The organism is Rhodococcus sp. OK611 (assembly GCF_003050885.1).
In the GTDB taxonomy this organism is placed as follows: domain Bacteria; phylum Actinomycetota; class Actinomycetes; order Mycobacteriales; family Mycobacteriaceae; genus Rhodococcus_G; species Rhodococcus_G oryzae.
The window spans coordinates 39,147-62,667 of record NZ_QAOZ01000018.1 but is presented as its reverse complement, the minus strand read 5'-3'; the positions used below and the strand labels follow the sequence as shown (position 1 = coordinate 62,667).

23 protein-coding genes are annotated in these 23,521 nt (G+C 70.5%); 15 read left to right on the top strand and 8 right to left on the bottom strand.

Features of this window, described 5'->3' with window-relative positions; translation table 11 throughout:
* Nucleotides 1-64: 64 nt before the first annotated feature.
* A complete protein-coding gene (locus tag C8K38_RS21670) occupies nt 65-2,050 on the bottom strand; it encodes an acyl-CoA dehydrogenase family protein (protein WP_097213467.1) in 1,986 nt (661 codons plus the stop codon).
* Nucleotides 2,051-2,149: 99 nt separating this feature from the next.
* Entirely contained in the window at nt 2,150-4,093 is a 1,944-nt protein-coding gene (locus C8K38_RS21665) for an acetyl-CoA hydrolase/transferase C-terminal domain-containing protein (RefSeq protein ID WP_097213536.1), read from the bottom strand.
* A gap of 182 nt (nt 4,094-4,275) precedes the next feature.
* Between C8K38_RS21665 and C8K38_RS21660 the strand changes: the two genes are divergently transcribed.
* The 4 genes from C8K38_RS21660 to C8K38_RS21645 all read left to right on the top strand — a co-directional run bounded on the left by C8K38_RS21660 (nt 4,276) and on the right by C8K38_RS21645 (nt 7,854).
* A complete protein-coding gene (locus tag C8K38_RS21660; protein ID WP_097213466.1) occupies nt 4,276-4,893 on the top strand; it encodes a TetR family transcriptional regulator in 618 nt (205 codons plus the stop codon).
* A gap of 13 nt (nt 4,894-4,906) precedes the next feature.
* Nucleotides 4,907-5,794, top strand: a complete 888-nt coding sequence (locus C8K38_RS21655; protein WP_097213465.1) for a GNAT family N-acetyltransferase — start codon at nt 4,907-4,909, stop codon at nt 5,792-5,794.
* 207 nt (nt 5,795-6,001) lie between these two features.
* Complete coding sequence (locus C8K38_RS21650) at nt 6,002-7,204, top strand: lipid-transfer protein (RefSeq protein ID WP_097213464.1); 1,203 nt, start codon at nt 6,002-6,004, stop codon at nt 7,202-7,204.
* A complete protein-coding gene (locus C8K38_RS21645) occupies nt 7,204-7,854 on the top strand; it encodes a PaaI family thioesterase (protein ID WP_097213463.1) in 651 nt (216 codons plus the stop codon). Before C8K38_RS21650 ends, C8K38_RS21645 begins: the two co-directional genes overlap by 1 nt.
* A 25-nt stretch (nt 7,855-7,879) precedes the next feature.
* Here C8K38_RS21645 and C8K38_RS21640 read toward each other — a convergent pair whose 3' ends face one another.
* Nucleotides 7,880-10,732, bottom strand: coding sequence for an FAD-binding and (Fe-S)-binding domain-containing protein (locus C8K38_RS21640; RefSeq protein ID WP_097213535.1), 2,853 nt, complete (start codon nt 10,730-10,732; stop codon nt 7,880-7,882).
* 231 nt (nt 10,733-10,963) lie between these two features.
* On the opposite strand from C8K38_RS21640, the gene C8K38_RS21635 reads away from it, so the two are divergent.
* On the top strand, nt 10,964-11,398 hold the full coding sequence (locus C8K38_RS21635) for a hypothetical protein (RefSeq protein WP_097213462.1): 435 nt from the start codon (nt 10,964-10,966) through the stop codon (nt 11,396-11,398).
* 21 nt (nt 11,399-11,419) lie between these two features.
* Here the strand turns inward: C8K38_RS21635 and C8K38_RS21630 are convergent, their stop codons facing one another.
* Nucleotides 11,420-11,923, bottom strand: a complete 504-nt coding sequence (locus C8K38_RS21630; RefSeq protein WP_257017706.1) for a nuclear transport factor 2 family protein — start codon at nt 11,921-11,923, stop codon at nt 11,420-11,422.
* 235 nt (nt 11,924-12,158) lie between these two features.
* Between C8K38_RS21630 and C8K38_RS21625 the strand changes: the two genes are divergently transcribed.
* Nucleotides 12,159-13,790: an AMP-binding protein gene (locus tag C8K38_RS21625; protein ID WP_218840991.1), complete on the top strand. Its 1,632-nt coding sequence runs from the start codon at nt 12,159-12,161 to the stop codon at nt 13,788-13,790.
* An 85-nt stretch (nt 13,791-13,875) separates the two neighbouring features.
* A complete protein-coding gene (locus C8K38_RS21620; protein WP_097213460.1) occupies nt 13,876-14,757 on the top strand; it encodes an LLM class F420-dependent oxidoreductase in 882 nt (293 codons plus the stop codon).
* A 32-nt stretch (nt 14,758-14,789) separates the two neighbouring features.
* Here the strand turns inward: C8K38_RS21620 and C8K38_RS21615 are convergent, their stop codons facing one another.
* The 3 genes from C8K38_RS21615 to C8K38_RS21605 are packed head-to-tail and all read right to left on the bottom strand — an operon-like array spanning nt 14,790 to nt 16,263.
* Entirely contained in the window at nt 14,790-15,203 is a 414-nt protein-coding gene (locus C8K38_RS21615; RefSeq protein WP_097213459.1) for a J-domain-containing protein, read from the bottom strand.
* Nucleotides 15,204-15,235: 32 nt separating this feature from the next.
* Nucleotides 15,236-15,643 (bottom strand): DUF2628 domain-containing protein, encoded by a 408-nt coding sequence (locus C8K38_RS21610; RefSeq protein ID WP_097213458.1) that lies wholly within the window; start codon nt 15,641-15,643, stop codon nt 15,236-15,238.
* Nucleotides 15,644-15,702: 59 nt separating this feature from the next.
* Nucleotides 15,703-16,263: a helix-turn-helix domain-containing protein gene (locus C8K38_RS21605; RefSeq protein WP_097213457.1), complete on the bottom strand. Its 561-nt coding sequence runs from the start codon at nt 16,261-16,263 to the stop codon at nt 15,703-15,705.
* Nucleotides 16,264-16,329: 66 nt separating this feature from the next.
* On the opposite strand from C8K38_RS21605, the gene C8K38_RS21600 reads away from it, so the two are divergent.
* Together C8K38_RS21600 and C8K38_RS21595 are read left to right on the top strand one after the other, a co-directional pair.
* Nucleotides 16,330-17,007: an AzlC family ABC transporter permease gene (locus C8K38_RS21600; protein ID WP_097213456.1), complete on the top strand. Its 678-nt coding sequence runs from the start codon at nt 16,330-16,332 to the stop codon at nt 17,005-17,007.
* A complete protein-coding gene (locus C8K38_RS21595; protein WP_179800673.1) occupies nt 17,004-17,327 on the top strand; it encodes an AzlD domain-containing protein in 324 nt (107 codons plus the stop codon). Before C8K38_RS21600 ends, C8K38_RS21595 begins: the two co-directional genes overlap by 4 nt.
* Nucleotides 17,328-17,346: 19 nt before the next feature.
* Here the strand turns inward: C8K38_RS21595 and C8K38_RS21590 are convergent, their stop codons facing one another.
* Nucleotides 17,347-17,805, bottom strand: a complete 459-nt coding sequence (locus tag C8K38_RS21590) for a nuclear transport factor 2 family protein (protein ID WP_097213455.1) — start codon at nt 17,803-17,805, stop codon at nt 17,347-17,349.
* Between the two features lie 169 nt (nt 17,806-17,974).
* On the opposite strand from C8K38_RS21590, the gene C8K38_RS21585 reads away from it, so the two are divergent.
* The 6 genes from C8K38_RS21585 to C8K38_RS21565 are packed head-to-tail and all read left to right on the top strand — an operon-like array spanning nt 17,975 to nt 23,510.
* The gene (locus tag C8K38_RS21585) at nt 17,975-19,402 is read left to right on the top strand and encodes an MFS transporter (RefSeq protein ID WP_257017704.1); all 1,428 of its coding nucleotides are present in this window, start codon (nt 17,975-17,977) and stop codon (nt 19,400-19,402) included.
* A gap of 60 nt (nt 19,403-19,462) precedes the next feature.
* Nucleotides 19,463-20,629 carry an acyl-CoA dehydrogenase family protein gene (locus tag C8K38_RS21580; protein WP_097213453.1) on the top strand — a complete coding sequence of 389 codons (1,167 nt, stop codon included), beginning with the start codon at nt 19,463-19,465 and terminating at the stop codon, nt 20,627-20,629.
* Between the two features lie 13 nt (nt 20,630-20,642).
* The gene (locus C8K38_RS21575) at nt 20,643-21,758 is read left to right on the top strand and encodes an acyl-CoA dehydrogenase family protein (protein ID WP_097213452.1); all 1,116 of its coding nucleotides are present in this window, start codon (nt 20,643-20,645) and stop codon (nt 21,756-21,758) included.
* Nucleotides 21,755-21,904 carry a hypothetical protein gene (locus tag C8K38_RS27295; RefSeq protein ID WP_179800670.1) on the top strand — a complete coding sequence of 50 codons (150 nt, stop codon included), beginning with the start codon at nt 21,755-21,757 and terminating at the stop codon, nt 21,902-21,904. Before C8K38_RS21575 ends, C8K38_RS27295 begins: the two co-directional genes overlap by 4 nt.
* A complete protein-coding gene (locus C8K38_RS21570; protein ID WP_097213451.1) occupies nt 21,904-22,722 on the top strand; it encodes a MaoC/PaaZ C-terminal domain-containing protein in 819 nt (272 codons plus the stop codon). Before C8K38_RS27295 ends, C8K38_RS21570 begins: the two co-directional genes overlap by 1 nt.
* A gap of 5 nt (nt 22,723-22,727) precedes the next feature.
* Nucleotides 22,728-23,510, top strand: a complete 783-nt coding sequence (locus C8K38_RS21565) for an SDR family oxidoreductase (protein ID WP_097213450.1) — start codon at nt 22,728-22,730, stop codon at nt 23,508-23,510.
* Nucleotides 23,511-23,521: the final 11 nt, after the last annotated feature.

The window sequence follows — 23,521 nt, the reverse complement described above, 5'->3', positions numbered from 1 at the left end:
ACACGGTGGTGGCGGCACCCCCGATCGCGGGGTGTGGCCGCCACCGGCCAGAGGATCGGGCTTCTCAGCCGCTCGTCGTCGGAGAGCCACCGCTTCGGGTCGGCGGCAGGAACCTGCGCGCGACGTTCTCCTCGGTGGACGCGCCCGGCGACCACTGCGAGATCCAGGGGCCGGTGCCCTCGCTCGGGTCGAGCACCCCGGCCTCCAGCCAGGTGTACCGGCCGTCGAGGATGCCGTCGGCGAGCCGGTGGTCCACCTCGTCGCTGTTGTCCCACAGGGCCGCGAACAGCCGATCGATCCGGATCCGGGACTGCTGGCAGAACGCGTCTGCCAGCTCGTAGGCGGCGTCGCCCTGGCCGGGGTCCTGCCCGCGCAGCATCTCGGCTCGCACGCAGCTCGCCGACATCGCGAACAGTTCGGCGCCGATGTCCACGACCCGGCCGAGGAACGCCTGGTGCTTCTCCATCCCGGCCTGCCAGCGGGCCATGCCGTAGAAGGTGGAGCGGGCCAATTTGCGTGCGTTGCGCTCCACGAAGCGCAGATGCGTTGCGTTCCCACCGAATTCGCCGTACGACGTCGGGAGCTGGCCCTTGCCGGAGACCAGGTGCGGCAGCCACTTGGCATAGAAGCCGCTGGCGCCGAGCGCAGCCTTGGCCTTGTGCTGCAGGTCCGCCTTGGGGTCCGCGAGGTCCCCCGCCGCGGCCAGGTGGGCGTCGACGGCCTCGCGGGCCACCAGCAGCCGCATGATCTCGCTGGACCCCTCGAAGATCCGGTTGATCCGCAGGTCGCGAAGCTGCTGCTCGGCGGGCACCGCCCGCTCACCCCGCGCGGCCAGCGACTCGGCGGTCTCGTAGCCACGACCACCGCGGATCTGGATCAGGTCGTCGGCGATCAGGCAGGCCATCTCGCTCGACCACAGCTTGGCGAGCGCGGCCTCGATCCGGATGTCGTTGCGGCCCTCGTCGGCCATCTGTCCGGACAGCTCCAGCACCGCCTCCAGCGCGAACGTGGTGGCGGCGATGAACGACAGCTTGGCGGCGACCGCCCCGTGCTTGCCGACCTGCCTGCCCCACTGCACCCGTTCCGCGGACCACTTGCGCGCGATGAGCAGCGACCACTTGCCCGCGCCCGCGCACATCGCTGGGAGGGCGAGCCGACCGGCATTGAGGGTGGTCAGCGCGATCTTGAGCCCGTCGCCCTCGCGCCCGATCAGATTCGCGGTCGGCACCCGCACCTGGTGCAGACGGGTGACACCGTTCTCGATCCCGCGCAGGCCCATGAACGAGTTGCGTCGCTCGACGGTGATGCCGGGTGAATCCGCTTCGACCACGAACGCCGTGATCCCGCCGCGGTGCTCACTGCCCGGCTCGCCGGGGTGCCCCTCGCTGCGGGGCACTCGCGCCATCACCACGAGCAGCTCGGCGACCACGCCGTTGGTGGTCCACAGCTTCACGCCGTCGAGGAGATAGGCGGAGCCGTCCTCGGTCGGGGTCGCGGTGGAGGCCATCCGGGCCGGGTCCGATCCGACGTCGGGCTCGGTCAGCAGGAACGCGGACACCGCGCCCTTCGCGCAGCGGGGCAGGAACTCCCGCTTCTGCTCCGGGGTGCCCGCGAGCTTGAGCGGCTCGGGCACGCCGATGGACTGATGCGCCGACAGGAGCGCTGCGATGCTCGGGTGCACCGTCGCGACGAGCATCAAGGCCCGGTTGTAGGCGACCTGCGACAGACCGAGCCCGCCGTACTCCTCGGAGACCTTGAGGCCGAAGCAGCCGAGCTCGGCGAATCCCTTGACGTAGTCGTCGGGGATCCGGGATTCGCGCTCGATCACCGCCCCGTCCAGGGTGGCGCAGTACTTCTCGAGCTCGGCGAGGAACCGGTCGGTCTTGGCGGCCTCCGCGGGCGGCGGCTGGGGGAAGGGGTGCACGAGGTCGAGCCGCAGCCGCCCGAGGAAGAGCTCCTTCGCGAACGAGGGCTTGTCCCACCCGCTCTCCCTGGCTTCCTCGGCGACCGCTCTCGCCTGTTCCTCGGTGACCTCGGCCGGTGCAACCATGATCCGCCTCCTGGAAGGACGTGCCAGTTGTTACTGGCGAGTATCCTCCGGCGACGCCGGTTTGGGAACCCTACGACCGGGCGAGAATCACGAGTGCGGTCAACCCCGTGTCTCGCGCAAAGCCAATGCGAGCAGGCGCGACTCGATGATCTCGCCCGGGCCGCTCGGGTTCTGCAGCGACATCCGCTCGGCCGCCTCGTGGTCGTTCGTGGCCCCGCCGGGCAATGCGCGTAGCACCGTTCGTAGCCGTACGGATCGGTCGGCGGTCCTGCCCTTGAGCCAGCCGAGGGCCCGCGCCAGGCGCTGCTCGACGGGGGTGAAGTCGCTGCCGAGCGGGTACTCCGGCAGGGTGCCCTCCCGGCGCAGGGGCGCCAGCGCGGATCGCAGTCGCGCGGGGGTGTTCCCCGCGGTGACTGCGGGCAGGGCGAAGTCCCGCGGCAGTTTGCCTGCGCGGGTGGCCGCCTCGATCAGCGCTGCCTGGAACCGGGTGTCGGTGATCGCGGTCATCGCCGCGATGCAGTCCTCGTCGGTGCGGCCACGCACGTCGGCGACCCCGTACTCGGTGACGTACACGTCGCGCAGGTGCCGGGGGACGGTGGTGTGGCCGTAGTTCCAGAGCACGTTCGAGCCGGCCTTGTCTCCCGCCCCTCGGGTCGAGCGCAGCATCAGTACCGAGTGCGCCTGCGGCAGCGCGTGCGCCATCGCGACGAAGTTGTACTGGCCGCCGACGCCCGATACCAGCCGGCCGTCGTCCAGCGCGTCGGACACGGCGGCTCCGAGCGCGGTGGCCATCATGCAGGTGTTGAAGAACCGCGCGTGGCGGCGCTGCAGCCGTTCGAGCGTTTCGTTGCCGCCGTACAGCTCGTTGACCTCGCTGACGCGCTTCATGCCGATGCCGTCGCGGTCCGGGTACGGGAGATCGCGCAGCCAGCCGTAGAACTCCGGTGAGCCGAGATAGAAAGCGCCGTGGAGGAATTCGCCGTCACGCGCCACGATCGTGTGGTCGTCCTCGGTGGCGGTGCCCGCGTTGATGCGGGACATCACCTCGGCGTCGTCGACCACCCTGCGCTTGACGACACCGACCTCGACCAGTCGCTTGAAGCCCTCGTTGATCATCTCGGTGCACCCGTACAGGCCGTCGGTGAACGGTGCCAGCGCGGTGTCGTCCGCGTGGGGTGACCCGAGGGCGTGCAGCACCCTCCGGTAGGTGGCATTGTCGGTGTGCCGCAACGCGAGCGCGTGGCACAGCGCATCGGCCAGGGCGCCGATGCCGATCTGCAGGGTGCCGCCGTCCAGCACCAGGGTGCTGGCGTGGAAGCCGATCGCGTAGTCGGCGTCGGTGACCGGTTCGCGGGGCAGGCCGAACAGCTTCGGGTGCGGGCCCGGCGGGGTCAGCACTGCGTCGAAGAAGTCGGGATCGACGGCCGCGGTGCCGCCGAGCCACGGCAGTTCGGGGTCCACCTCGGCGATCAGCACCGGCCGCGGCAGGCCGCGCGCCGCGATCTCGTCGAGGGTGTCGAAGGTCAGGTCGGTGTTGCAGGACAGCGAGAGTCGGGTCCCGCCCGGCTCGCGGGCGACCTTCTGCAGCACCGCGTTCACGCCGCGGTCGGCGAGTGCCCGTGCGACGTGCGTGTAGTTGAGGCTCGCGTAGCGCTGCTGCGCCTGGGGCGAGGCCAGCAGCGCGCCCGATTGCAGGTAGAACTCCTCGACCTCGATGTGCGCAGGCAGCGCGTTGCGCTTGAGTGCCCGCACGTACGCCAGCCGCGGGAAGTCGTCGCCGAAGTGCCGCTGCAGGAACGGTCCGAGGAAGCGTGCCTGCAGGCCCTCGCCCGCGGCGGGCGGGTCCAGCGAAAGCGCGGTGTAGAGGTGCAGGCGTTGCGACGGGTCGGCTTCGACCCGCTCGTACAGTGCGTTCAGCAGGCGGTGCGGCTTGCCGAGCCCGAGCGGACCCGCCACGTGCAGCGGGCCGTCGGTGCGGGTCAGCAGCCATTCCGTGGCGTCATCGAGCGAATCGAACTGCACAGGCTCCCGGCGTGTCGGCATGGGCACACCCTAGGAGGCGCTCCGCGCCTGTGCGCGGTTGACGAGTCCCTGCCCTCGTCAACCGCGCACAGGCGGCGCAGCCGCCTACTTGTCCCACTGAGCGGAGTCGCCCGGACGGTGGTCCGCGCTTGATGTCAGGATCTATCCTGCGGGGACGGAATGCGGACAGAAGGCGGGGAGACATGCCCAGGCTTGCGGAGGCGCGCGACGCGGCCGAGCCCAGTTCGGTCGAACAGCGGGCGCGGTACGGCCGCATCCTGGACGCGGCCGCCGTGCTGGCCTCCGAGAAGGAGCTCGAGCGCGTCCAGATGCACGAGGTCGCCAAGTCGGCAGGCGTGGCCATCGGCACCCTCTACCGCTACTTCCCGTCGAAGACCCACCTGTTCGTCGCGGTGATGGTCGACCAGATCGACCAGATGGGCGTCGGCCTGACCAAGCGCCCGAAGGGCACCGGCTCGCCCGCGGACGCGGTCTACGAGATCCTGCTGCGCGCGACCAGGGCGCTGCTGCGCAGGCCCATGCTGGCGACGGCGATGATCCAGTCCGCGGCCACCTCCAACGCGGCCACGATTCCCGACGTCGCCAAGATCGACCAGCATTTCGACGCGCAGCTGCTCGACGCCGCGGGCATCGCGAACCCCTCCGTCCGCGACACCACGGTGATCCGGTTGATCGTGTCCCTGTGGTTCGGGCTGATCCAGTCCAGCCTCAACGGACGGGCGTCGATCCCCGAGATCGAATCCGACCTGCGGATCGCGTGCGACCTGCTGCTCGCGGACCTCACCGGCACCGTCCACTAGCGGACCACTCCGCATGCCGCACATACGTCCGTTCCGCCGCTCCGACCGCCGGCAGGTCACCGACGTGGTGAACGCCCACATCTCGGCCGTCGTGCCGGGATGGGCCATCTCGACCGACACCCTGATCTCCCAGCTCGAGGCCGATCCCGGTCAATGCGTGACCGACCCCTTGGTGCGGACCCGCGAAACCCTGGTGGCCGTGGTCGACTCCCGGGTGGTCGGCGCGGCGCACCTGCGGTGCTATCGGGATTCCCCGCACGTGGCGCCCGACCACCGCGGCTCGGGCGAGGTCGCCTGGATGGTCTGCTGGCCGAATCAGGCCGACGCCGCAGCCGAGCTGTTGGGCGCCGCGCTGCGCGTGTTCGAGTCATGGGGCGCACGACGAATATTCGCTGACGGCGACCTTCCGACGCCCGTCACCTTCGGAATCCCGGACTGCTGGCCGCACCTCGAGGAGTTGCTGCTCGGCGCGGGGTTCCTGCCCGCCGAGGGCGCCGTCGAGATACTCCTCGCGGGCGGGATCGAGACCCTCCCGGTGTCGGATGATTCTGCGTCCGAACAGATTCGGCGATCGGTGGGGGAACGCGGGGTTCGATTCACGCTCGGCGACGGCGGGACGGGGCAGGGTCGCGTCGAGACGATCGACGACTGCACCAGGGGCGGAACACTGTTGCGGCTCGCCGGATGGGCGGAGCTGGCAGACCTGAAGCTGCCCCCGGATCCCGGGGCAAGGGGTGCGCTCATGGGGATCGTCGCGGACTGGCTCCGAACTGGCGGCGTCGCGAACCTCTTCATCGCTCTCGGGCGGGGGGACGTCGAGCAGATGGAGTACCTCGAGGACCTCGGGTGGCGGCGACTGGCGACCGTCCGGCGCGGGTGGGAACGTACGTCGCGGCCGTAGCCGGGCATGCCGTTGCCAGGCCCGAGGAAATGGAATACATTCCAAAAAGTGGTCCTGCCACCCCCGGGTGCCGGTAACCCTCCCTGATGTTCGTGAACTCGCAGTGCGTGTCCGTTGCGGGTGATACCACCAATGTGCAGCTGAACACCATCGGCGAGCGCATCCCGGGTCTCCCCGAGACCCCCAGCCCGGAAAGTAGCAACTGTTATGAATCGCACCTTCGTTGTCGGCGTCGGCATGACCAAGTTCGAGAAGATCGAGAGCCGCGACTGGGAGTACCCGGACATGGTGTCCGAGGCGGTCGGCGCCGCGCTCGCGGACGCAGGCATCTCGTACGACCAGGTGCAGCGCGCAGCGGTTGGCTACGTGTTCCAGCCGTCGGCCGCAGGCCAGCGCGCGCTCTACGAGACGGGCCTGACCGGCATCCCGATCGTCAACGTCAACAACAACTGCGCCACCGGTTCGTCGGCGCTGATGATGGCCCGCGAGTGGGTGCAGGGCGGCATCGTCGACGTCGCGCTGGCAGTGGGCTTCGAGAAGATGACCAAGACCGCCCTCTCCGGCACCGGGGAGATGCCCAAGGTCTCCACGCTCGACGATCACCTGAAGGTCATGAAGGCGAAGCACGACTGGGGTCGCGGCCCCATGACGGCGCAGCTGTTCGGCAACGCCGCGCTCGAGCACATGGAGCGCTACGGCACCACCGCCGAGCAGATCGCATCCGTCGCGGTGAAGAACCACAAGCACTCGGTGAACAACCCGTACGCGCAGTTCCGTGACGAGTACACGCTGCAGCAGGTGTTGGACGACAAGATGATCCACGCGCCGCTCACCCGCTCGCAGTGCTCGCCGACCTCGGACGGTGCGGGCGCAGCGATCGTCGTCAGCGAGCGCTTCGTCCGCGAGCACGGACTCGAGGACCAGGCGATCGAGATCGTCGCGCAGGCGCTCACCACGGACACCGCGGAGGCCTTCGCCGACCAGTCGATGATCGACGTGGTCGGTGCCCCGATGACGCGTGCGGCAGCCGCGCAGGTGTTCGCCGAGTCCGGGCTCACGATCGAGGACGTGGACGTGATCGAACTGCACGACTGCTTCGCGATCAACGAGATCATCACGTACGAGGGCCTCGGCCTGTGCGAGGCGGGCGAGGGCGGCAAGCTGGTCGAGTCCGGTGCCACGACCTATGGCGGTCAGTGGGTGGTCAACCCCTCCGGCGGCCTGATCTCGAAGGGCCACCCGCTCGGCGCCACCGGCCTTGCGCAGTGTGCCGAGCTGACCTGGCAACTGCGCGGCAAGGCGGACGCCCGTCAGGTCGACGGTGCCCGTGTGGGTCTGCAGCACAACCTCGGCCTCGGCGGCGCGTGCGTGGTCACGCTGTACCGGGCCGGAACCCTGGAGCTCAGCTGATGGACCTCGGCAGCCACCCCACCTTCGACAGTCATGACGACGGAACGGTTCTCACCTCCGCCCCGCAGGACGCTCCGGTGGACCGGGCCACCGCCGCGGCCCGCCGGGTCGTCGACGCGATGCTGCGCACCGACCGCGCGAACGCGAACCTCGACCGGGTTGCCGAGGAGCTGAACAGCATCGCCGATCACCTCGAGGAGCACGCTCCCGCCGTGGCGGAACGTCTGATCGACATGTGGAACGGCGAGGGCGTGACCCGGCACGACCCCGTCACCGGCCCAGAGAACGCCATCGCGCCGCCGATCGTGCTCGAGGGTCTGAGTGATGGCTCGGTGCGGGGCGAGGTCAACCTGACCATGCCCTACCAGGGGCCGCCGGGGTGTGTGCACGGCGGCGTCTCGGCGCTGATCCTGGACCACGTGCTCGGCGTCGCGAACGCATGGGGCGGCCAGGCGGGCATGACCGCGCAGCTGAACGTGCGGTACCACCGCCCGACCCCGCTGTTCGAGCCGCTCACCGTCACCGGGAAGCAGATGTCCGTGGAGGGTCGCAAGATCAACACCGTCGGCAGCATCACCACCGCGGACGGCGAGGTGTGCGTCTCGGTGGAGGGACTGTTCATCGACGCCGCGGTGCCACGCCCCCGGTAGGCCGCCGCGCCACCCGTGAGTCCTTCTAGCCCTCTGGCGGACCAGAAGGACTCACGGGCGGCGCAGCCGCCTCAAGCAGTTGCGCCAGGTGGACGCCCTCGCGTCCGGCGAGCTGATCGGCCTGGGTCCGGCAGGAGAAGCCGTCCGCCAGCAGCACGGCATCGGGTCCCTCTTCCCTGAGCGCGGGCAGGATCCCGTTCTCGGCCACCGCGGTCGAGACGTCGTAGTGGCCGCGTTCCATCCCGAAGTTCCCGGCCAGACCGCAGCACCCGGCGATCTCCCGGACCTCGGCGCCCGCCCGCGCCAGCAGCGCCCGATCGGGGGCGAAGCCCATCACCGCGTGCTGGTGGCAGTGTGGCTGCACGACGACCCGGACCCCGTCGAGCCGAGGTGGCGACCACGGCCTGCCGTCGGCATCGGTTGCGGTGGTCAGGAATTCGGCCAACGTGCGGGTGGACGCGGCGACGAGGGCAGACCGGGGATCGTCCGGGAGCAGCTCGGGCAGGTCGGACCGCAGCACCGCGGTGCAGGACGGCTCGAGGCCGATGATGGGGCGGCCAGCCTCGAGGTGGGGCTGCAACTGATCCAGGGTACCGAGCAATTGCCTTCGCGCGCCGTCCAATTGACCGGTGCTGATCCATGTGAGTCCACAGCAGGCCGACCGTCGCGTGATCAGGACCTGATAGCCGACGTCCTCGAGCAGGGCGACCGCCGCACGGCCCACCGCGGGGGAGAAGGAATCGGTGAAGGTGTCGATCCACAGCAACACCTCGCGGCCGGGCCCCGCGGGGGCGGGCCTGCGCCGCCACCATCGGCGGAAGGTCTGGTCGGCGAAGCGGGGGACCCCGCGTCGCGGGTCGAGTCCGGCCACTCGCAGTCCCGTGCGGCGCAGCGGCCCGATTGCGCTCGCCGCATTGACGATCGACGGCAGCCGTCCGCCGATCCGCGACCACCGCGGCAGCATCCCGAGCGCGTAGTGGGTCCGCGGACGCGGCCGCCGTCGATACCGCCGATACAGCACCTCGGACTTGTAGGCGGCCATGTCAACCCCGGCCGGGCAGTCCGAGCCGCACGCCTTGCAGGACAGGCACAGGTCGAGCGATTCCTCCAGTTCCGGCGAGCCGAAGCCGCCCGTCACCAGTGACCCGTTGATGGTCTCCTGGAGTACCCGGGCACGGCCGCGGGTGCTGTCCTTCTCGTCGCCGGTCGCGAGGTACGACGGGCACATGAAGCCGCCCGCGCCCGAGGTGTCCGCGCGGCACTTGCCGATGCCGACGCAGCGGTGCGCCGCCATGCTCAGGTCGCCGCGGTCCGCGGTCAGCGACAGGCCACCCGCGAAGGGGACCGGCGGCGCCTGCGCCACCCGCAGACCGGCGTCCACGGGCGCCGGGTCCACCAGCACGCCCGGGTTCAGGACATTGCTCGGGTCGAAGACCGCCTTGAAGCCGGCGAACGCGGCCAGGGCCGACTCGGTGTACATCAGCGGGAGCAGTTCGGAGCGGGCACGACCGTCGCCGTGCTCGCCGGACAGCGATCCGCCGTGCCCCGCGACCAGCGCGGCGGCATCGACCAGGAATGCCCGGAAGCGTTGTGGGGCATCGGCGATGGGCAGGTCGAGTCGAACGTGTACGCAGCCGTCGCCGAAATGCCCGTACAGCAGGCCGTCCACCCCGTGCCTGCCGGTCAGCTCCGCGAAATCGCGCAGGTAGGCGCCGAGGCGCTGCCGGGGGACCGCGGCGTCCTCCCAGCCCGGCCAGGCGGGCTGCCCGTCGACGGTGCGGCCGGCCAAACCGACGCCGTCCGCTCGGATCCGCCACAGCGCGGCCGATTCCGGGCCGGTCGGCACTACGCGGCTGTCCAGTGCTCCCGCGTCGCGACAGATCTCGGCGGCCCTCGCCAGTGCCTCGGCCGGCGTCGAGCCGTCGACCTCGACGAACAGCCAGCCGGCGCCGCGAGGCAGGTCCGGGACCGCGCCGGCACCCTTGTGCCTGCGAACCACGTCGACCAACCGGGCATCGATGCCCTCGATCGCCAGGGGGCGACCGGTCAGCACCATGGCGGCACCGTCCGCCGCGGCAGGCATGTCGGGGTAGCCGAGGACCGCGAGCGCGGTGGCGGCCGGGACCGGCACCAGCCCCACCGTCGCATCGAGGATCAGGCCGCAGGTGCCCTCGGAGCCGACGAGGGCACGGGCCACGTGGTGCCCGCGCTCGGGGAGCAGGTGCTCGAGCCCGTACCCCGACCCCTGCCGTTCGAAGCGGCCCAGTTCGGTGCGGATCAGCGCGAGGTTGTCGGTCACCAGACGGTCGAGTCCGGGCGCGGCCGAGAGGTCGTCGGCCAGGCGCCGCTCGACCCCGGTGCCGTCGAGGATCCGCAGGGCATGGACGTTGTCGGCGGTGCGGCCCCAGGCGACGGCCCTGGGTCCGCAGGCGTTGTTGCCGATCATCCCGCCGAGGGTGCAGCGGTCCTGTGTGGACGGATCCGGGCCGAACCGCAACCCGTGCGCCGCGGCCGCCCGCTGGAGGGTGCTCAGCACCACGCCGGGCTGAACGACGGCGGTCCGGAGGTCAGGATCGAGCGCCACGATGCGGTCGAGGTGTCTGCTGAAGTCGAGGACCAATCCGGACCCGATCGCGTTGCCCGCCACGGAGGTTCCGGCCCCACGGGCGGTCACCGGAAGGTTGTGGGTGCGGCCGACCTCCAGGACCGCCGCCACGTCCTCGTCGGAGCGCGGGAACACCACCACATCGGGCACGACACGGTAGTTGGAGGCGTCGGTGCTGTACTCGGCCCGGCGCCGGGTGCTGTCGTCCACCTCGCCCGCGACCCGCGCGTGCAGCGCGGCGATCGCCGAGGTCAGATCGTCGGTACCGCTGATCTGCGACACCCTGCCGATACTACGGCTCCCGCAGAGGCTCCTGCCAGCGTCGGGCGCTCGCCGCCGAATGATCGAGGTAGGCACATTAATTCGATGGATCACCGCAGGTGATGAAAATGCGGGAAGTCCGGATGTGGCCCCGAGGGCCCATGCATGATGGCAGCCGCAGTTCGACTAACCCCGTTTGTCCAGGTCGGAGATCCCGGACAAACCGATATGAAAGGTCATGCAGTGAGGACATCCCGTAAGAGCATCGCCCGTGCCGGCGCCGTCACCGGACTCGCCGCCATCGCCCTGCTCGCGAACCCCGCGCTCGGTTCCGCCGCGGTCGCCGGTAGCGCCGCCGTACACACCGAGGGTCAGCGCGTCATCGTGGACGTCACCGGTGTCGGCTCGCCGAGCCTGCTGATGTGCTTGGTTCAGGTGAAGAACCCCATGGGGGATCTGTTGGAAGGCAATCCGGTCTCACTGACCGGAACGCCGGGCGCGGGCACGTATCGGTCGCAGGCGCTCAGAGACGGGACGTACCGGATCGAGGTGCTCTGCGCCGATGGCGACGGCCTGACGTTCCTCACCCCCTTCGGCGGTGAGCGGGTCGTCGTCGGCGGCGGCTCGGGCAGCAGCGGCAGCTCCTCGGGCAGCGCGGACTCCCCGACCGGAAGCTGACCCACGGGGCTCCCGAGCGCGCTACCGCGCGGTCAGTCGCGACCGCAGCTCGACCAGCAGGTCGGCGCCGTCGCGACGGCCGCGCGGTCCGTCGGCCTCTGGGGTGATCATCCGACCCTCGTCGGAACGGGTCCACTCGCGCACCGCCCAGCGTTCCGCGATCGCCCACCGGCCCGCGCGGCGCTCCATCAGGTCGACATAGCGCGCGCCGCTGGTGAAGTCGCCCCCGGTGGGGTGGCCCCAATGTGTTGCCGTGGAATATGACTCGCTGATCGCGAGGTCGCCGTGCAACTCGACGAGGTGGTTCCCGATGTGGTGCATGGTGCCGCCGAGAAGCTCCAGCTTGGGGCGTACCCAGGCGATGTACTCCTCGACGCCGCCGTCGAATCCCGTGTGGTGATCGATGCCGTCCGGGTGATAGGCGCCGCGTACCAGGTCGAAGTCGAGTCGGTCGATGCCGCGGCAGTAGCGCATCACCACCTCGTAGATGGCCTGTTTGTCGAGGAGTTCATCGAGCGCCGTCACCGCCGTCCCCTTCCTGTCGCCCCGTCACGTTTGCGCTCACGAGTTCTACCGCAGGGCCAGTCCGTGGGTCATGACCTTCCCGGTCACCGGGAGAAGGGAAACCGGTGGTCGCACCGCTGACCGAGACTTCGGAGGCCGAGCAGCGGCGGGGTGGCTAGTGTCGAAGCCGCCGAAGCTGTGAACACCGGGACACCCAGTTACAGGAGTCGAGTTGGAACGCGCCACGATCGCCGAGATGCTGCTGGACCGCGTCGATGACGAGCACCTGGGCGTGCGCACCCGCGAGCGGGACTGGACCTGGGACGAGACCGTCCGCGAGAGCGCGGCCCGCGGCGCCCTGGCCGCCGCGCTGCGCGTCGACGGTCCGTTCCACATCGGCGTGCTGCTCGAGAACACCCCGGAGTTCCTTTTCTGGCTCGGCGGCGCCGCGCTGAGCGGGGCCGCGATTGTCGGGATCAACCCGACGCGGCGCGGCGCCGAGCTCGAGGCCGAGGTTCGCTATGTCGACTGCCAGCTCATCGTCACCGACGCGGCGGGCATGGCACAGCTGCGCGGGCTCGATCTAGGGCTGACCGAGGACCGGTTCCTCCTCGTCGACGACCCCGCGTACGCGGAACGCGTTGCGGCGCATCAGGTCGCGGACCCCGCCGCAGATCCGGAGGTCTCCGAGTCGACGCTGTTCCTGTTGCTGTTCACCTCCGGCACCACCGGCATGTCCAAGGCCGTGCGATGCAGCCAGGGCAGGCTCGCGCGCCTCGCGCACGCGAACACCACTAAGTACGGTCACGTCCGCGAGGACGTGGACTACTGCTGCATGCCGTTGTTCCACGGCAACGCCCTGATGGCTCTCTGGGCGCCTGCCCTGGCCAACGGCGCGACGGTCTGCCTGACGCGTAAGTTCTCCGCGTCCAGGTTCCTGCCGGACGTGCGGTTCTTCGGCGCCACCTACTTCACCTACGTGGGCAAGGCGCTGGCGTACCTGATGGCCACGCCGGAGCGGCCGGACGACCACGACAACACGCTGGTCCGCGGCTTCGGCACGGAGGCCTCCACGGAGGACAGGGCGGAGTTCGTTCGCCGGTTCGGCGCCGAACTGTTCGAGGGCTACGGGTCGAGCGAGGGCGCGGGCTCGGTTCGCCTCGACCCGGCCGCGCCCGACGGCGCGCTCGGGCGTCCGGCGCACGCGGAAATCGCGGTGGTGAATCCGGACAGCCTGGTGGAGTGCGAGCGGGCCCGCCTCGACGAGCACGGCCGGGTGCTGAACCCGGACGAGGCGATCGGGGAGATGGTCGACAAGGGCGGCGCCAAGCGGTTCGAGGGGTACTACAAGAACGAACAGGCCGTGGCGGACCGGATCAGGCACGGTTGGTACTGGACAGGCGATCTCGGCTACGTGGACGAAGCCGGGTTCATCTACTTCGCCGGGCGCAAGGGCGACTGGATCCGCGTCGACGGCGAGAACACCTCGGCGCTGATGATCGAGCGGATCGTGCGCAGGCACCCGAAGGTCATCGCGACCGGGGTGTACGCGGTGCCGGATCCGCGCTCGGGCGACCAGGTGATGGCGGCAATCGAGGTGGCCGACGCCTCGGACTTCGATCCGGTCGAGTTCGCCGCCTTCCTCGCGGCCCAGGACGACCTGGGCACCAAGGCGGCCCCGCGTTTCGTCCGGGTATCGAGGAACCTGCCGGTGACCGGGTCGAACAAGGTGCTCAAACGCGAGCTGCAGTCCGAGCTCTGGCGGTGTGTCGACCCGGTGTTCCGCTGGGAGGGACGCGGCGAACCGGAGTACCGGCTGATGTCCGAGGATGACAAGGTCGCACTGGAGGCGGAGTTCGCCTCGTACGGGCGCCAGCGCTATGTATAGGCAGCTGCCTGTGCGTGGTTGACGAGTGTGTGGACTCGCCAACCGCGCACGGGCGGCGCAGCCGCCTCTGTCGAAAGGATGTTCCATGAAGCTGGGAGTCGTGATCCCGGTCGAGCTCGGTGTCACCGGAGAGCCCGACAAGATCCTCGAGTTCGCCAGGGCCGCCGAGTCTCTCGGGTTCGACGAGATCTCGGCGGTGGAGCATTCCGTGGTCATCGGGGACACCGACAGCGCGTACCCGTACTCGCCGACGGGCAAGTCCCACCTGCCCGACGACTGCGACATCCCGGACCCGCTGGAGCTGCTGTCCTTCGTGGCGGGGGCCACCACCACACTCGGCCTCGCGACCGGGGTGCTGGTGCTGCCGAACCACAACCCGGTGGTGCTGGCGAAGCGGCTCGCGACCCTTGACCGGCTCTCCGGCGGGCGCCTGCGGATCTGTCTCGGCGTCGGCTGGATGCGGGAGGAGATCGAGGCCTGCGGCGGCCGGTTCGACCGCCGTGGGAAGGTCGCCGACGAGGCCATCGCGGTGATGCGCGCGCTGTGGGCCGGTGGGTCCGAGGGCGTCGACCACGCGGGCGAGCACTATCGGTTCGAGCGGGCGTATTCGTTCCCGAAGCCGGCGCGCCCGTCCGGCGTGCCGCTGTACATCGGCGGCCACAGCAAGGCGGCGGCGCGGCGAGCGGGGCGGTTGGGCAACGGTTTTCAGCCGCTCGGGCTCGGCGGCGAGGACCTCGACGCGGCGGTGGCGCTGATGCGCTCGTCCGCCGTCGAGGCGGGGCGTGACCCGTCCGAGGTCGCGCTGGTGCTCGGCCACCTGCTGACGAGGGTGGACGGGTCGAAGATCGAATGGGCGACCTCGCTCGGGTCCGATCGGATCCTGCTGTCCGCGTCCCGCCACGCGACCACCTTCGAGGCGGTGCTCGACGAGATGGCCGAGTGCTCGAAGCGGCTGGGCCTGGCCTGACCGGTCGTACGGAGCCGCGGGGACGGCAGCCGTCACCGGGTTCGGGGGCGGCGGCCGGTCCGCCACCCGGCCACCGCCGCCTCTGCGTCCACCCGGTGCACCGGCACCCGCGGCGCGCTCGGGGCGCGCAGGTAGTCGGCGATGCGACGGTTCAGTTCCGCGACAGCCTCCCGCACGTCGGCCTCCGTCGGCAGGTCCGCGACCGTCTCGGGCAGTCGCGCGACCTCGCGCCGCAGCTGCAGCGACGGCGGCAGCAGTGCCTCGGTGGACAGGCCCTCGGCCCGCAGCTTGTTCTTCACCCACCACAGCTCGTCGTCGTCGGCGAGGTGCGGGATCGGCTTGCCCGCGCCGGGCAGGTCGTCGAAGTCGCCGCGTTCCTGGGCGACCCGGATCTGACGCTCGACCCACGACTCGAACGGGACGTCCCACGGCTTGCGCTCGGTCATGCCTCAAGGATGCACCGACCCAGTAGGCCCTGCTACAGCGACCAGGTGTGCTTGCCGAGGACCTTCTTCTCGTAGACGTACACGTTCGCCCGCGTCGCGCAGAAGACGGTGAGGCCGATTGCGGCGCCCCGGTCCAGCCACACGGGGGTGTCGGCGAACGTCGCGACGACGCCGTAAGCGACGCCGAGCGCGATGAATGCCACGGCCTTTCGCCACAGGCCCTTGGCGAACAGGTAGACGAAGCCGAAAAATGCTGCCAGCCAGTTGAACTGGAGGATCATGCGTCGACCGAAGGGCAGTGCCTTGAACGCGGCGACCCACTCGGGGCTGTTCTTCCATAACCCGGGCAGTCCGTGCTGGGCGAAGAAATCGAACCGGAACATCCACCTCTCGCCCAGTCCGGAAGCGGGGGCGGTCGGGTTCAGGTGAGTCGGCGTCATGACCAGTTGGACGCACGCCGACGAGATTCGGTTCCGGTCGAGCGCTGGGGTGGTGGAGCTCAGGTGTGCTCGGAGATCATCACAGCGCGGGTGCCGGGTTCGAGTGCCTGGAACACGTGCGCGACATCGCCTGGGTACGCGATGTAGTCGCCGGGGCCGAGTTCGACGGGATCCGGGGTCACCCCCACCAGGGCCCGGCCCGCGCTGAGCACGACGTGCTCGATGACACCGGGCGGGTGCGGCTGCGACTCACGGGCGGGACCGGGTTCGGCCGCGATCCGGTAGACGTCGCGGCGCGCGTTCGGCGGGCAGGAGGCGACCAGCGTCGCCTGGTAGTCGGCCCGATCCGAGTGCAGCGCCGGGCCCTCGTCGGCGCGGATCACCTGGACCCGCGGTCGCGGCGGATCCAGCAGTCGCGAGATCTGGATGTCGAGCGCGGTGCACAGCGCCCAGAGCGTCTCCACGCTGGGATTGCCGGTGCCCGCCTCGAGCTGGGACAGTGTCGACTTGGCCACGCCTGCGCGCCGGGCGACCTCGGTGAGCGAGAGCCCGGCCCGTTCGCGTTCCTGCCGCAGCGCCGACGCGATCGCGTCCAGCGGGGCCTTCCCCTCCGGTGCCATGTGTTCACTGTATCGGTCGTATTGTTCGACTTGACGAACACCTGCCACCTGTTCATTATAAAAGTCATGCGTTCGACATGGCGAACACTTGATCGCGGGCTCCGGGCAGACATCGCCCTGGTGTGCCTCGCCGACGGGATCGTCGGCGTGTCCTACGGCGCCATCGCGGTCGGTCTCGGGTTCGCGCCGTGGCTGCCCGTGCTGATGGCGGGGCTCGTCCTTGCGGGCGCCTCGGAGTTCCTGTTCGTCGGCATCGTCGCGGCAGGCGGCAGCCCGCTCGCTGCGCTCGCCGCGGGCCTGCTCGTCAACGCGCGGCACCTGCCGTTCGGCCTGGCGGTCGGCGACGTGACCGGCGGCGGCTGGCGACGGATGCTGGGCAGCCACGTCCTCAACGACGAGAGCGCGGTCTTCGCGCTCGGTCAGGACGACGCGGTCCGCAGGCGCGCCGCCTACTGGCTGTGCGGAATCGGGATCCTGGTCTGCTGGCCCGCCGGGGCGCTGATCGGCGCGACCGCGGGCAGCGTCATCGGCGACACGGACGTTCTCGGGCTCGACGCGATGTTCCCCACGGTGTTACTGGCGCTGGTGATTCCGGCGCTGCGGGATCTGGCCACCGCCCGGGCGGCACTGGTCGGCGCGGGCGTGGCGCTCGCCGCGACACCCTTCCTGCCCGCGGGCATCCCGGTGTTGCTTGCGCTCGTGGGGCTCTGCGCCGGCGGCGTGCGAAAGGTGGCGGTTCGGTGAACGTGTCTGCGGTACTGATGATTTCGATACTCGTGTTGGCGGCGGGAACGTTCGCCTTCCGATTCGCGGGCCCCGCGCTGCGGACCCGGGTGGTCGTGCCGGATCGGGTGGAGAAGCTGATGGGCACGGCGGCAGTGGTGTTGCTGGTCGCGGTCGCCGCCACCACGGCGCTGACCCAGGACCAGGGCGCGGCCGGCATCGCACGACCGCTGGGCGTGCTGGTCGGCGGGGTGCTCGCCTGGCGCAAGGCGCCCTTCCTCGTGGCCGTGCTCGCCGCCGCGGCCACGGCGGCCGGACTGCGCCTCCTCGGCGTCCCCTGATCGGTCCCGGGAAGGGCGGTCAGGCGCCGGGCACCGTCACCGGTCGGTCCTCCGCGAAGTCGACCGTCAGCTCGCGGCGCGCGACCAGCCATCGACCGTCCACGCGCCGGTAGCTGTCCCGGTAGCGGATGGCGAGGCTGTTGTCGCGGAATCCGTCCTCGACCCGGTAGATGTGGTGCGCCTGGCAATAGACCAGGCCGTCCGCGGCGTCGCCGTCCACGGAGAGCATCTGCTGCCCGACCGCGTGATGCGTCGAGTGCAGGTGCCCGACTGCCCCGAGCACCGTCGCGGCGATCTGCTCGGGACCCGCGACGGTGGGGCTCTGACCGCGCCGGACGAGCGCGGCGGGCTGCACGAACTCGGCGTCCGTGGTGAACAGCGCGGCCAGGGCGGCGGTGTCACGGCCGTCCACCGCCGACGCGTATCGTCCGGCCAGATCGGCGAGATCGAGCCGGTCGGCGTGGTTTTGAGTGCTCATGCCCCGAGTATGCGACGCCTGCTGCGGGTGCGGGCCGCGCCCGCGCCCGCTGAGCGGGAAAAGTGCTCCGGGATCCGGCTGCGCGGGCGCATGATCGGGGTCGAGAACTCTGTCTGGAGGAATGTTGGCCGCACAACCGATTGTCGGGAGGCCGACTTCCGCCCGACTCGTGGTCATCGCCCTGGCCTCCTGCGGCATCGCGGTCTCGCTGATGCAGACGATCGTGATGCCGCTGCTGCCCGAGTTCCCGCGGCTGCTGAACACCTCCGCCTCGAACGCGGCCTGGCTGGTGACCGCGACCCTGATCGCGGGCGCGGTCTGCGCTCCCGTGCTGGGCAGGCTCGGCGACATGTTCGGCAAGCGCCGGATGCTGCTGATCGCGCTGGCAGTGATGGTGCTGGGCAGTGCCCTCGGTGCGGTCTCCGACGAGTTCGCGGTGGTGCTCGTCGCCCGGGCGCTGCAGGGCACCGCGATGGGCGTCATCCCGCTTGGCATCAGCATCATGCGCGACGAGCTGCCCGAGGATCGGGTCGGCTCGGGCATCGCGTTGATGAGCTCGACCCTCGGCGCGGGCGGCGCCATCGGGCTGCCGCTGACCGGCGTGGTCGCGGAGCACCTGAGCTGGCATTGGCTCTTCGGTGGCGCGGCCGTGCTCGGGATCATCGAGATCGTCACCGTCTGGGCGCTGGTACCCGAGTCGCCGGTGCGGACCGGCGGGAGGTTCGACCTGGTGGGGGCTGTGGGGCTGTCCGCGGCGCTGGTCTGCCTGCTGCTCGCGGTGACGCAGGGCAACAACTGGGGCTGGTCCAGCGCGGTGGTCCTCGGGCTGTTCGCGGGGTCGACCGCATTGTTCCTGCTCTGGGGCGTCTACGAGCTGCGGCTGGCCTCGACCGGCGTCAAGCGCCCGCTGGTGGACCTGCGTGTCTCCGCCCGACGGCAGGTGCTGCTGACGAACATCGCCTCGATCCTGATCGGCTTCGCCATGTTCACCTCGTTCATGGTGAGCGCGCAGATCTTCCAGGCGCCTGCCGCGACGGGGTACGGATACGGGATGTCGCTGACGCTCAGCGGGATCGCGCTGCTGCCCGGCGGCCTGATGATGATCGCCTTCTCGCCGGTGTCCGCGCACATCTCACGGCGCAGGGGGCCGCGGACGACGTTCATGCTCGGCGCCGTCATCCTGCTGGTCGCCAATCTCACGCGCGCGCTGGTGCCGCACCAGCTGGGCGTGATCGTCGCGTGCATCGCGGTGACCGCGATCGGCGCCGCCTTCGCCTACGGGGCGGTCCCGGCGATGATCATGCGCGCCGTTCCTGTATCCGAGACCGCGGCCGCGAACAGCCTCAACTCGCTGGCGCGTTCCATCGGTACCTCCGCATGCAGCGCGGTCGTCGCGGCGGTCACCACGGCGTCGATTATGCAGGTCGCGGGCGTGCAGTTCCCGACGGCGGGCGCGTACGCGCTGGTGTTCGGGATCGGATCGGCCGCGGCGCTTGTCGCGCTGCTGGTCGCGGTGTTCATCCCAGGCGACGAAGTCCGCCCGCAGGATCTGCCGCTGAGTGAGACTGAACCGGACCGGATCCGCGCCGCTCAGTAGCGTCCCGTTGGCGCGAGCGCACGTGACCTGCTCGAGTGCCGCGAGATAGGGAGAGCATCGATGGACCTGAGGGAGTCGGCCGCGCAGACCGAGCTGCGCCGCGAGCTGCGCGCGTATTTCGCCACGCTGCTGCCGGAGCAGAAGCGCCGCACCGCCGGTGAGCAGGGCGTCGGCGGCGAATACTTCCGCGAGATCGTCAGGCTGCTCGGCCGCGACGGCTGGCTCGGCATCGGCTGGCCGGTCGAGTACGGCGGCCAGGGCCGCTCCATCGAGGAGCAGTTCGTGTTCTTCGACGAGGTCCAGCGGGCCGGTCTGCCCTTCCCGTTCGTCACGGTGAACACCGTCGGCCCGACCCTGATGAAGTACGGCACGCAGGAGCAGAAGGAGAGGTTCCTCCCCGGTATCCTCGCCGGGGACATCGTCTTCGCGATCGGGTACACCGAACCCGAGGCCGGCACCGACCTCGCCTCGCTGACGACCCGTGCGGTCCGCGACGCCGACGGCTGGGTGATCGACGGCAACAAGATCTTCACCTCCGGCGCGAACACCGCCGACTACGTGTGGCTGGCCTGCCGTACCGATCCCGAGGCGCCCAAGCACAGGGGCATCTCCATCCTGATCGTCCCGACCGACGACCCGGGCTTCTCCTGGTCGCCGATCAACACGGTGGGCGGTCTCATGGTCACCTCCACCTACTACACCGGTATCCGCGTCACGGACCAGGAAGTCGTCGGCGAGGTCAACGGCGGCTGGCAGCTGATCACCGCGCAGCTCAACCACGAACGGATCGGTCTGGCGGCCCTCGGTGGCCGGACCTACGGGCTGTGGAACCAGGTGCTGGAGTGGTCGCGCGCGAACGGGACCATCGAGATTCCCTGGGTACAGCAGGATTTCGCGCGCACCCACGCCAAGCTCGAGGCGATGCGGCTGCTGAACTGGAAGATGACCTCGGCGGTCGCTCGGGACGCCCTCTCCGGCGCCGACGCCGGGGCGACCAAGGCGTACGGCACCGAGACGCACGTCGACGTGTACCGCACCCTGCTCGGCATCCTCGGCGCCGCGGGCCGGATCCGGCCGGAGTCGCCGGGCGCGATCCTGGCCGGCCAGATCGAACAGATCTCCCGCCAGGGCGTGGTGAACACCTTCGGCGGCGGAGTCAACGAGGTGCTGCGCGACATGGTCGGCACCATCGGTTTGGGCCTGGTCCGGGAGAAGAGGGTCAGATGAGCGAGGAGCACTGATGGACTTCGACTTCAGCGAAGAGCAAGAGGCGATCCGCGCCCTCGCCGATGAGGTTTTCACGAGCAAGGCGGGCATCGACCGGGTCAAGGAGGTGGAGGCCACCGAGGACCGCGTGGACCGCGACCTCTGGCGTGAGCTGGCGGTCACCGGACTGCTCGGCATCGCCCTGCCCGAGGATCTCGGCGGTGGGGGACTGGGCGTCGCCGAGCTGTACGTCCTGCTCGAACAGCAGGGTCGCCACGTCGCGCCCGTGCCGATCTGGCCGACCGCCATTGCGGCGCTGGCTGTTTCCGAGTTCGGGACCGCGGATCAGCGCAGCGCGCTCGTGCCGGGCGTCGCCGAGGGCAGCACCTTCCTCACCGTCGGTCTCGAGGAGTTCGGGCCCTACGTCGCGGGTGACCCCGAGACCACCGCCGCGTCGTCCGCCGACGGTGTGTGGCGTCTGGACGGCGCGAAGGCCGCCGTGCCGGTGGCGCACCTCGCGCACCGGGCGGTCGTGTCGGCGACGACCGGGTCGGGCGCCGCCCTGTTCCTCGTCGACCTCTCCGGCGACGGCGTGAGCGTCGTGCGGACGCAGTCCACCACCCACGAGATCTGCGCCAACATCGAGTTCTCGGGTGCCACGGCGGAGTTGCTCGGCCCGGCCGACGGATCCGCGGTCTCCTGGCTGCTGGACCGCACCGAGCTCGCGCTGGCCGCGATCCAGCTCGGTGTCGGCTCCGGCGCGGTGTCCCAGGCCGTCGCCTACCTCAACGAGCGCAAGCAGTTCGGGCGCCCGCTGGCGACCTTTCAGGCCGTGAGCCACCAGCTAGCGGACTGCTATATCGACCTCGAGGCCATGCGGGTCACTCTGTGGCAGGCGGCGGTGCTGCTCGCCGCGGGCGCGGAACCCGGTACCTCGGTGCTGGTCGCGAAGTGGTGGGCGACCGACGGCGGTCAGCGCGTGGTGCACCGGACCACCCACGTACACGGCGGCATGGGGGTGGACACCGATTACCCGGTGCACCGGCACCTGTTGTGGGGCAAACAGATCGCGGCCACCCTCGGCGGCGCGAGCTCGGACCTTGCTCGTCTGGGCGCACTTCTCGCATCGGGCATCGAGGTGGGGGCATGACCGCGGCGAGGGTGGTTCCCGCCCAGTGGGTCGCGATGGTCGCCCGGCACCACATCCATCAGTACGGTGCGACGAGAGTGGACAACGTGCTGGTGACGGCTGGAACAGCCGTGCCGACCAGCGGACTGATACTGGGAGCAGCCTGATGAGCACCACCGAGACCAACACCTCGAACGCGGGCCGCTGGCGCGGCGCGGACCTGGGCACCAGGACCGTCAGCTACACCGAGCGGGACGCGATCGTCTACGCGCTCGCGGTCGGTGCCGCCGCGAGCGAGCTGGACCTGGTGTTCGAGGACCGGCTGCGCGTGCTGCCGACCTTCGCGCTGACCCTTGCACAGTGGGCCCCCGACGAGCTGGGCTCCCGCGGCGCCTTCGACACCAAGACCGCGCTGCACGGGTCGCAGGACTTGAAGGTGCTCATGCCGCTGCCGCGCAGCGGTGAGCTGACCCTGACGGCCTCCGTTGGCGAGGTCTGGGACAAGGGCGCCGCGGCGGTGTTCGAGGTGCGCGTCGAGTGCGAGTACTTCGTGGCGACCTGGTCGCTGTTCGCGCCCGGGTACGGCGGCTTCGGTGGCGAGCGGGGCCCGTCCAAGCCCCCGGCACCGGAGGGCGAGCCGAATCTGTCGACGGAGCTGGCGACCTTCGAGAACCAGGCCGCGCTCTACCGGCTGACCGGCGATCTCCATCACATCCACATCGACCCGGCCGCCGCCGAGCGCATCGGCCAGCCGCGTCCGATCCTGCAGGGGCTGTGCACCCTGGCCGCGAGCACGCTGCCGCTGGCGCGCGCGCTCGGCGCGCACCCCGCCGACCTGGTCGAGCTGTCGGGGCGGTTCTCCGCACCGGTGTTCCCCGGGCAGGTCCTGCCCGTGCGGGGCTGGCGAGACGGGGACGCGGTCGAGTTCGAGGTCGGCGCGGACACGGTGGCGATCGCGGGCGCCCGCGCCCGATTCGCGGGCTGACCGCGATGGGTGTCGCCAATCCCGCCGACTTCGCCGGCCGTGCCGTCCTGGTGACCGGCGGGACCAAGGGCATCGGGCGCGTGGTCGCCGAGACCTTCCTGGCCGCTGGCGCGCGGGTGCTGGTGTGCGCCCGCACGGAACCGGACGCGCTACCGGAGGCGGACGGTCGCCGGGCCGAGTTCCGGTCCGTCGATGTGCGCGACCCGGATGCGGTCCGGGCGATGGTCGAGGACGCGCATCGGGCGATGGGCCGGCTGGACGTGCTGGTCAACAATGCCGGCGGCTCGCCCGATGCGGGCGCAGCCGAGGTCTCGCCCCGGTTCGTGGAGAAGATCGTCGCGCTGAACCTGTTGGCGCCCTTCTACGTTGCGCAGGCCGCGAACCGGCTGATGCAGGCGCAGGAGGACGGCGGGTCGATCATCAACATCGGCTCGGTCTCCGCGCACGACCCGCAGCCCGGCACCGCCGCGTACTCGGCCGCCAAGGGCGGCCTGCTGGTGCTGACCAGGGCCCTGGCGCTCGAGTGGGCGCCGAAGGTCCGGGTCAACCACATCACCACCGGGCTGATCCGCACGGAGGCCGCCGCGTCGGTGTACGGCGCGGACGGGGGAGCGGCGGTCACCCGGACGCTGCCGATCGGCCGGATGGCGGTGCCTGCGGACATCGCAGGCGCCTGCCTGTTCCTCGGTGGTCCGCTGTCCTCCTATGTGAACGGCGCCGACATCGCCGTTCACGGTGGCGGCGAGTACCCGGCGCGCTACATTGCAACCCATCCCGAGCTCGGCTGAGCCACACGCAT

Coding starts and splice junctions, on each gene's coding strand:
- C8K38_RS21670 (WP_097213467.1), bottom strand. CDS start 2,050: ATGGTTGCACCGGCCGAGGTCACCGAGGAACAGGCGAGAGCGGTCGCC.
- C8K38_RS21665 (WP_097213536.1), bottom strand. CDS start 4,093: ATGCCGACACGCCGGGAGCCTGTGCAGTTCGATTCGCTCGATGACGCC.
- C8K38_RS21660 (WP_097213466.1), top strand. CDS start 4,276: ATGCCCAGGCTTGCGGAGGCGCGCGACGCGGCCGAGCCCAGTTCGGTC.
- C8K38_RS21655 (WP_097213465.1), top strand. CDS start 4,907: ATGCCGCACATACGTCCGTTCCGCCGCTCCGACCGCCGGCAGGTCACC.
- C8K38_RS21650 (WP_097213464.1), top strand. CDS start 6,002: ATGAATCGCACCTTCGTTGTCGGCGTCGGCATGACCAAGTTCGAGAAG.
- C8K38_RS21645 (WP_097213463.1), top strand. CDS start 7,204: ATGGACCTCGGCAGCCACCCCACCTTCGACAGTCATGACGACGGAACG.
- C8K38_RS21625 (WP_218840991.1), top strand. CDS start 12,159: ATGCTGCTGGACCGCGTCGATGACGAGCACCTGGGCGTGCGCACCCGC.
- C8K38_RS21620 (WP_097213460.1), top strand. CDS start 13,876: ATGAAGCTGGGAGTCGTGATCCCGGTCGAGCTCGGTGTCACCGGAGAG.
- C8K38_RS21615 (WP_097213459.1), bottom strand. CDS start 15,203: ATGACCGAGCGCAAGCCGTGGGACGTCCCGTTCGAGTCGTGGGTCGAG.
- C8K38_RS21610 (WP_097213458.1), bottom strand. CDS start 15,643: ATGACGCCGACTCACCTGAACCCGACCGCCCCCGCTTCCGGACTGGGC.
- C8K38_RS21605 (WP_097213457.1), bottom strand. CDS start 16,263: ATGGCACCGGAGGGGAAGGCCCCGCTGGACGCGATCGCGTCGGCGCTG.
- C8K38_RS21600 (WP_097213456.1), top strand. CDS start 16,330: ATGCGTTCGACATGGCGAACACTTGATCGCGGGCTCCGGGCAGACATC.
- C8K38_RS21590 (WP_097213455.1), bottom strand. CDS start 17,805: ATGAGCACTCAAAACCACGCCGACCGGCTCGATCTCGCCGATCTGGCC.
- C8K38_RS21580 (WP_097213453.1), top strand. CDS start 19,463: ATGGACCTGAGGGAGTCGGCCGCGCAGACCGAGCTGCGCCGCGAGCTG.
- C8K38_RS21575 (WP_097213452.1), top strand. CDS start 20,643: ATGGACTTCGACTTCAGCGAAGAGCAAGAGGCGATCCGCGCCCTCGCC.
- C8K38_RS27295 (WP_179800670.1), top strand. CDS start 21,755: ATGACCGCGGCGAGGGTGGTTCCCGCCCAGTGGGTCGCGATGGTCGCC.
- C8K38_RS21570 (WP_097213451.1), top strand. CDS start 21,904: ATGAGCACCACCGAGACCAACACCTCGAACGCGGGCCGCTGGCGCGGC.
- C8K38_RS21565 (WP_097213450.1), top strand. CDS start 22,728: ATGGGTGTCGCCAATCCCGCCGACTTCGCCGGCCGTGCCGTCCTGGTG.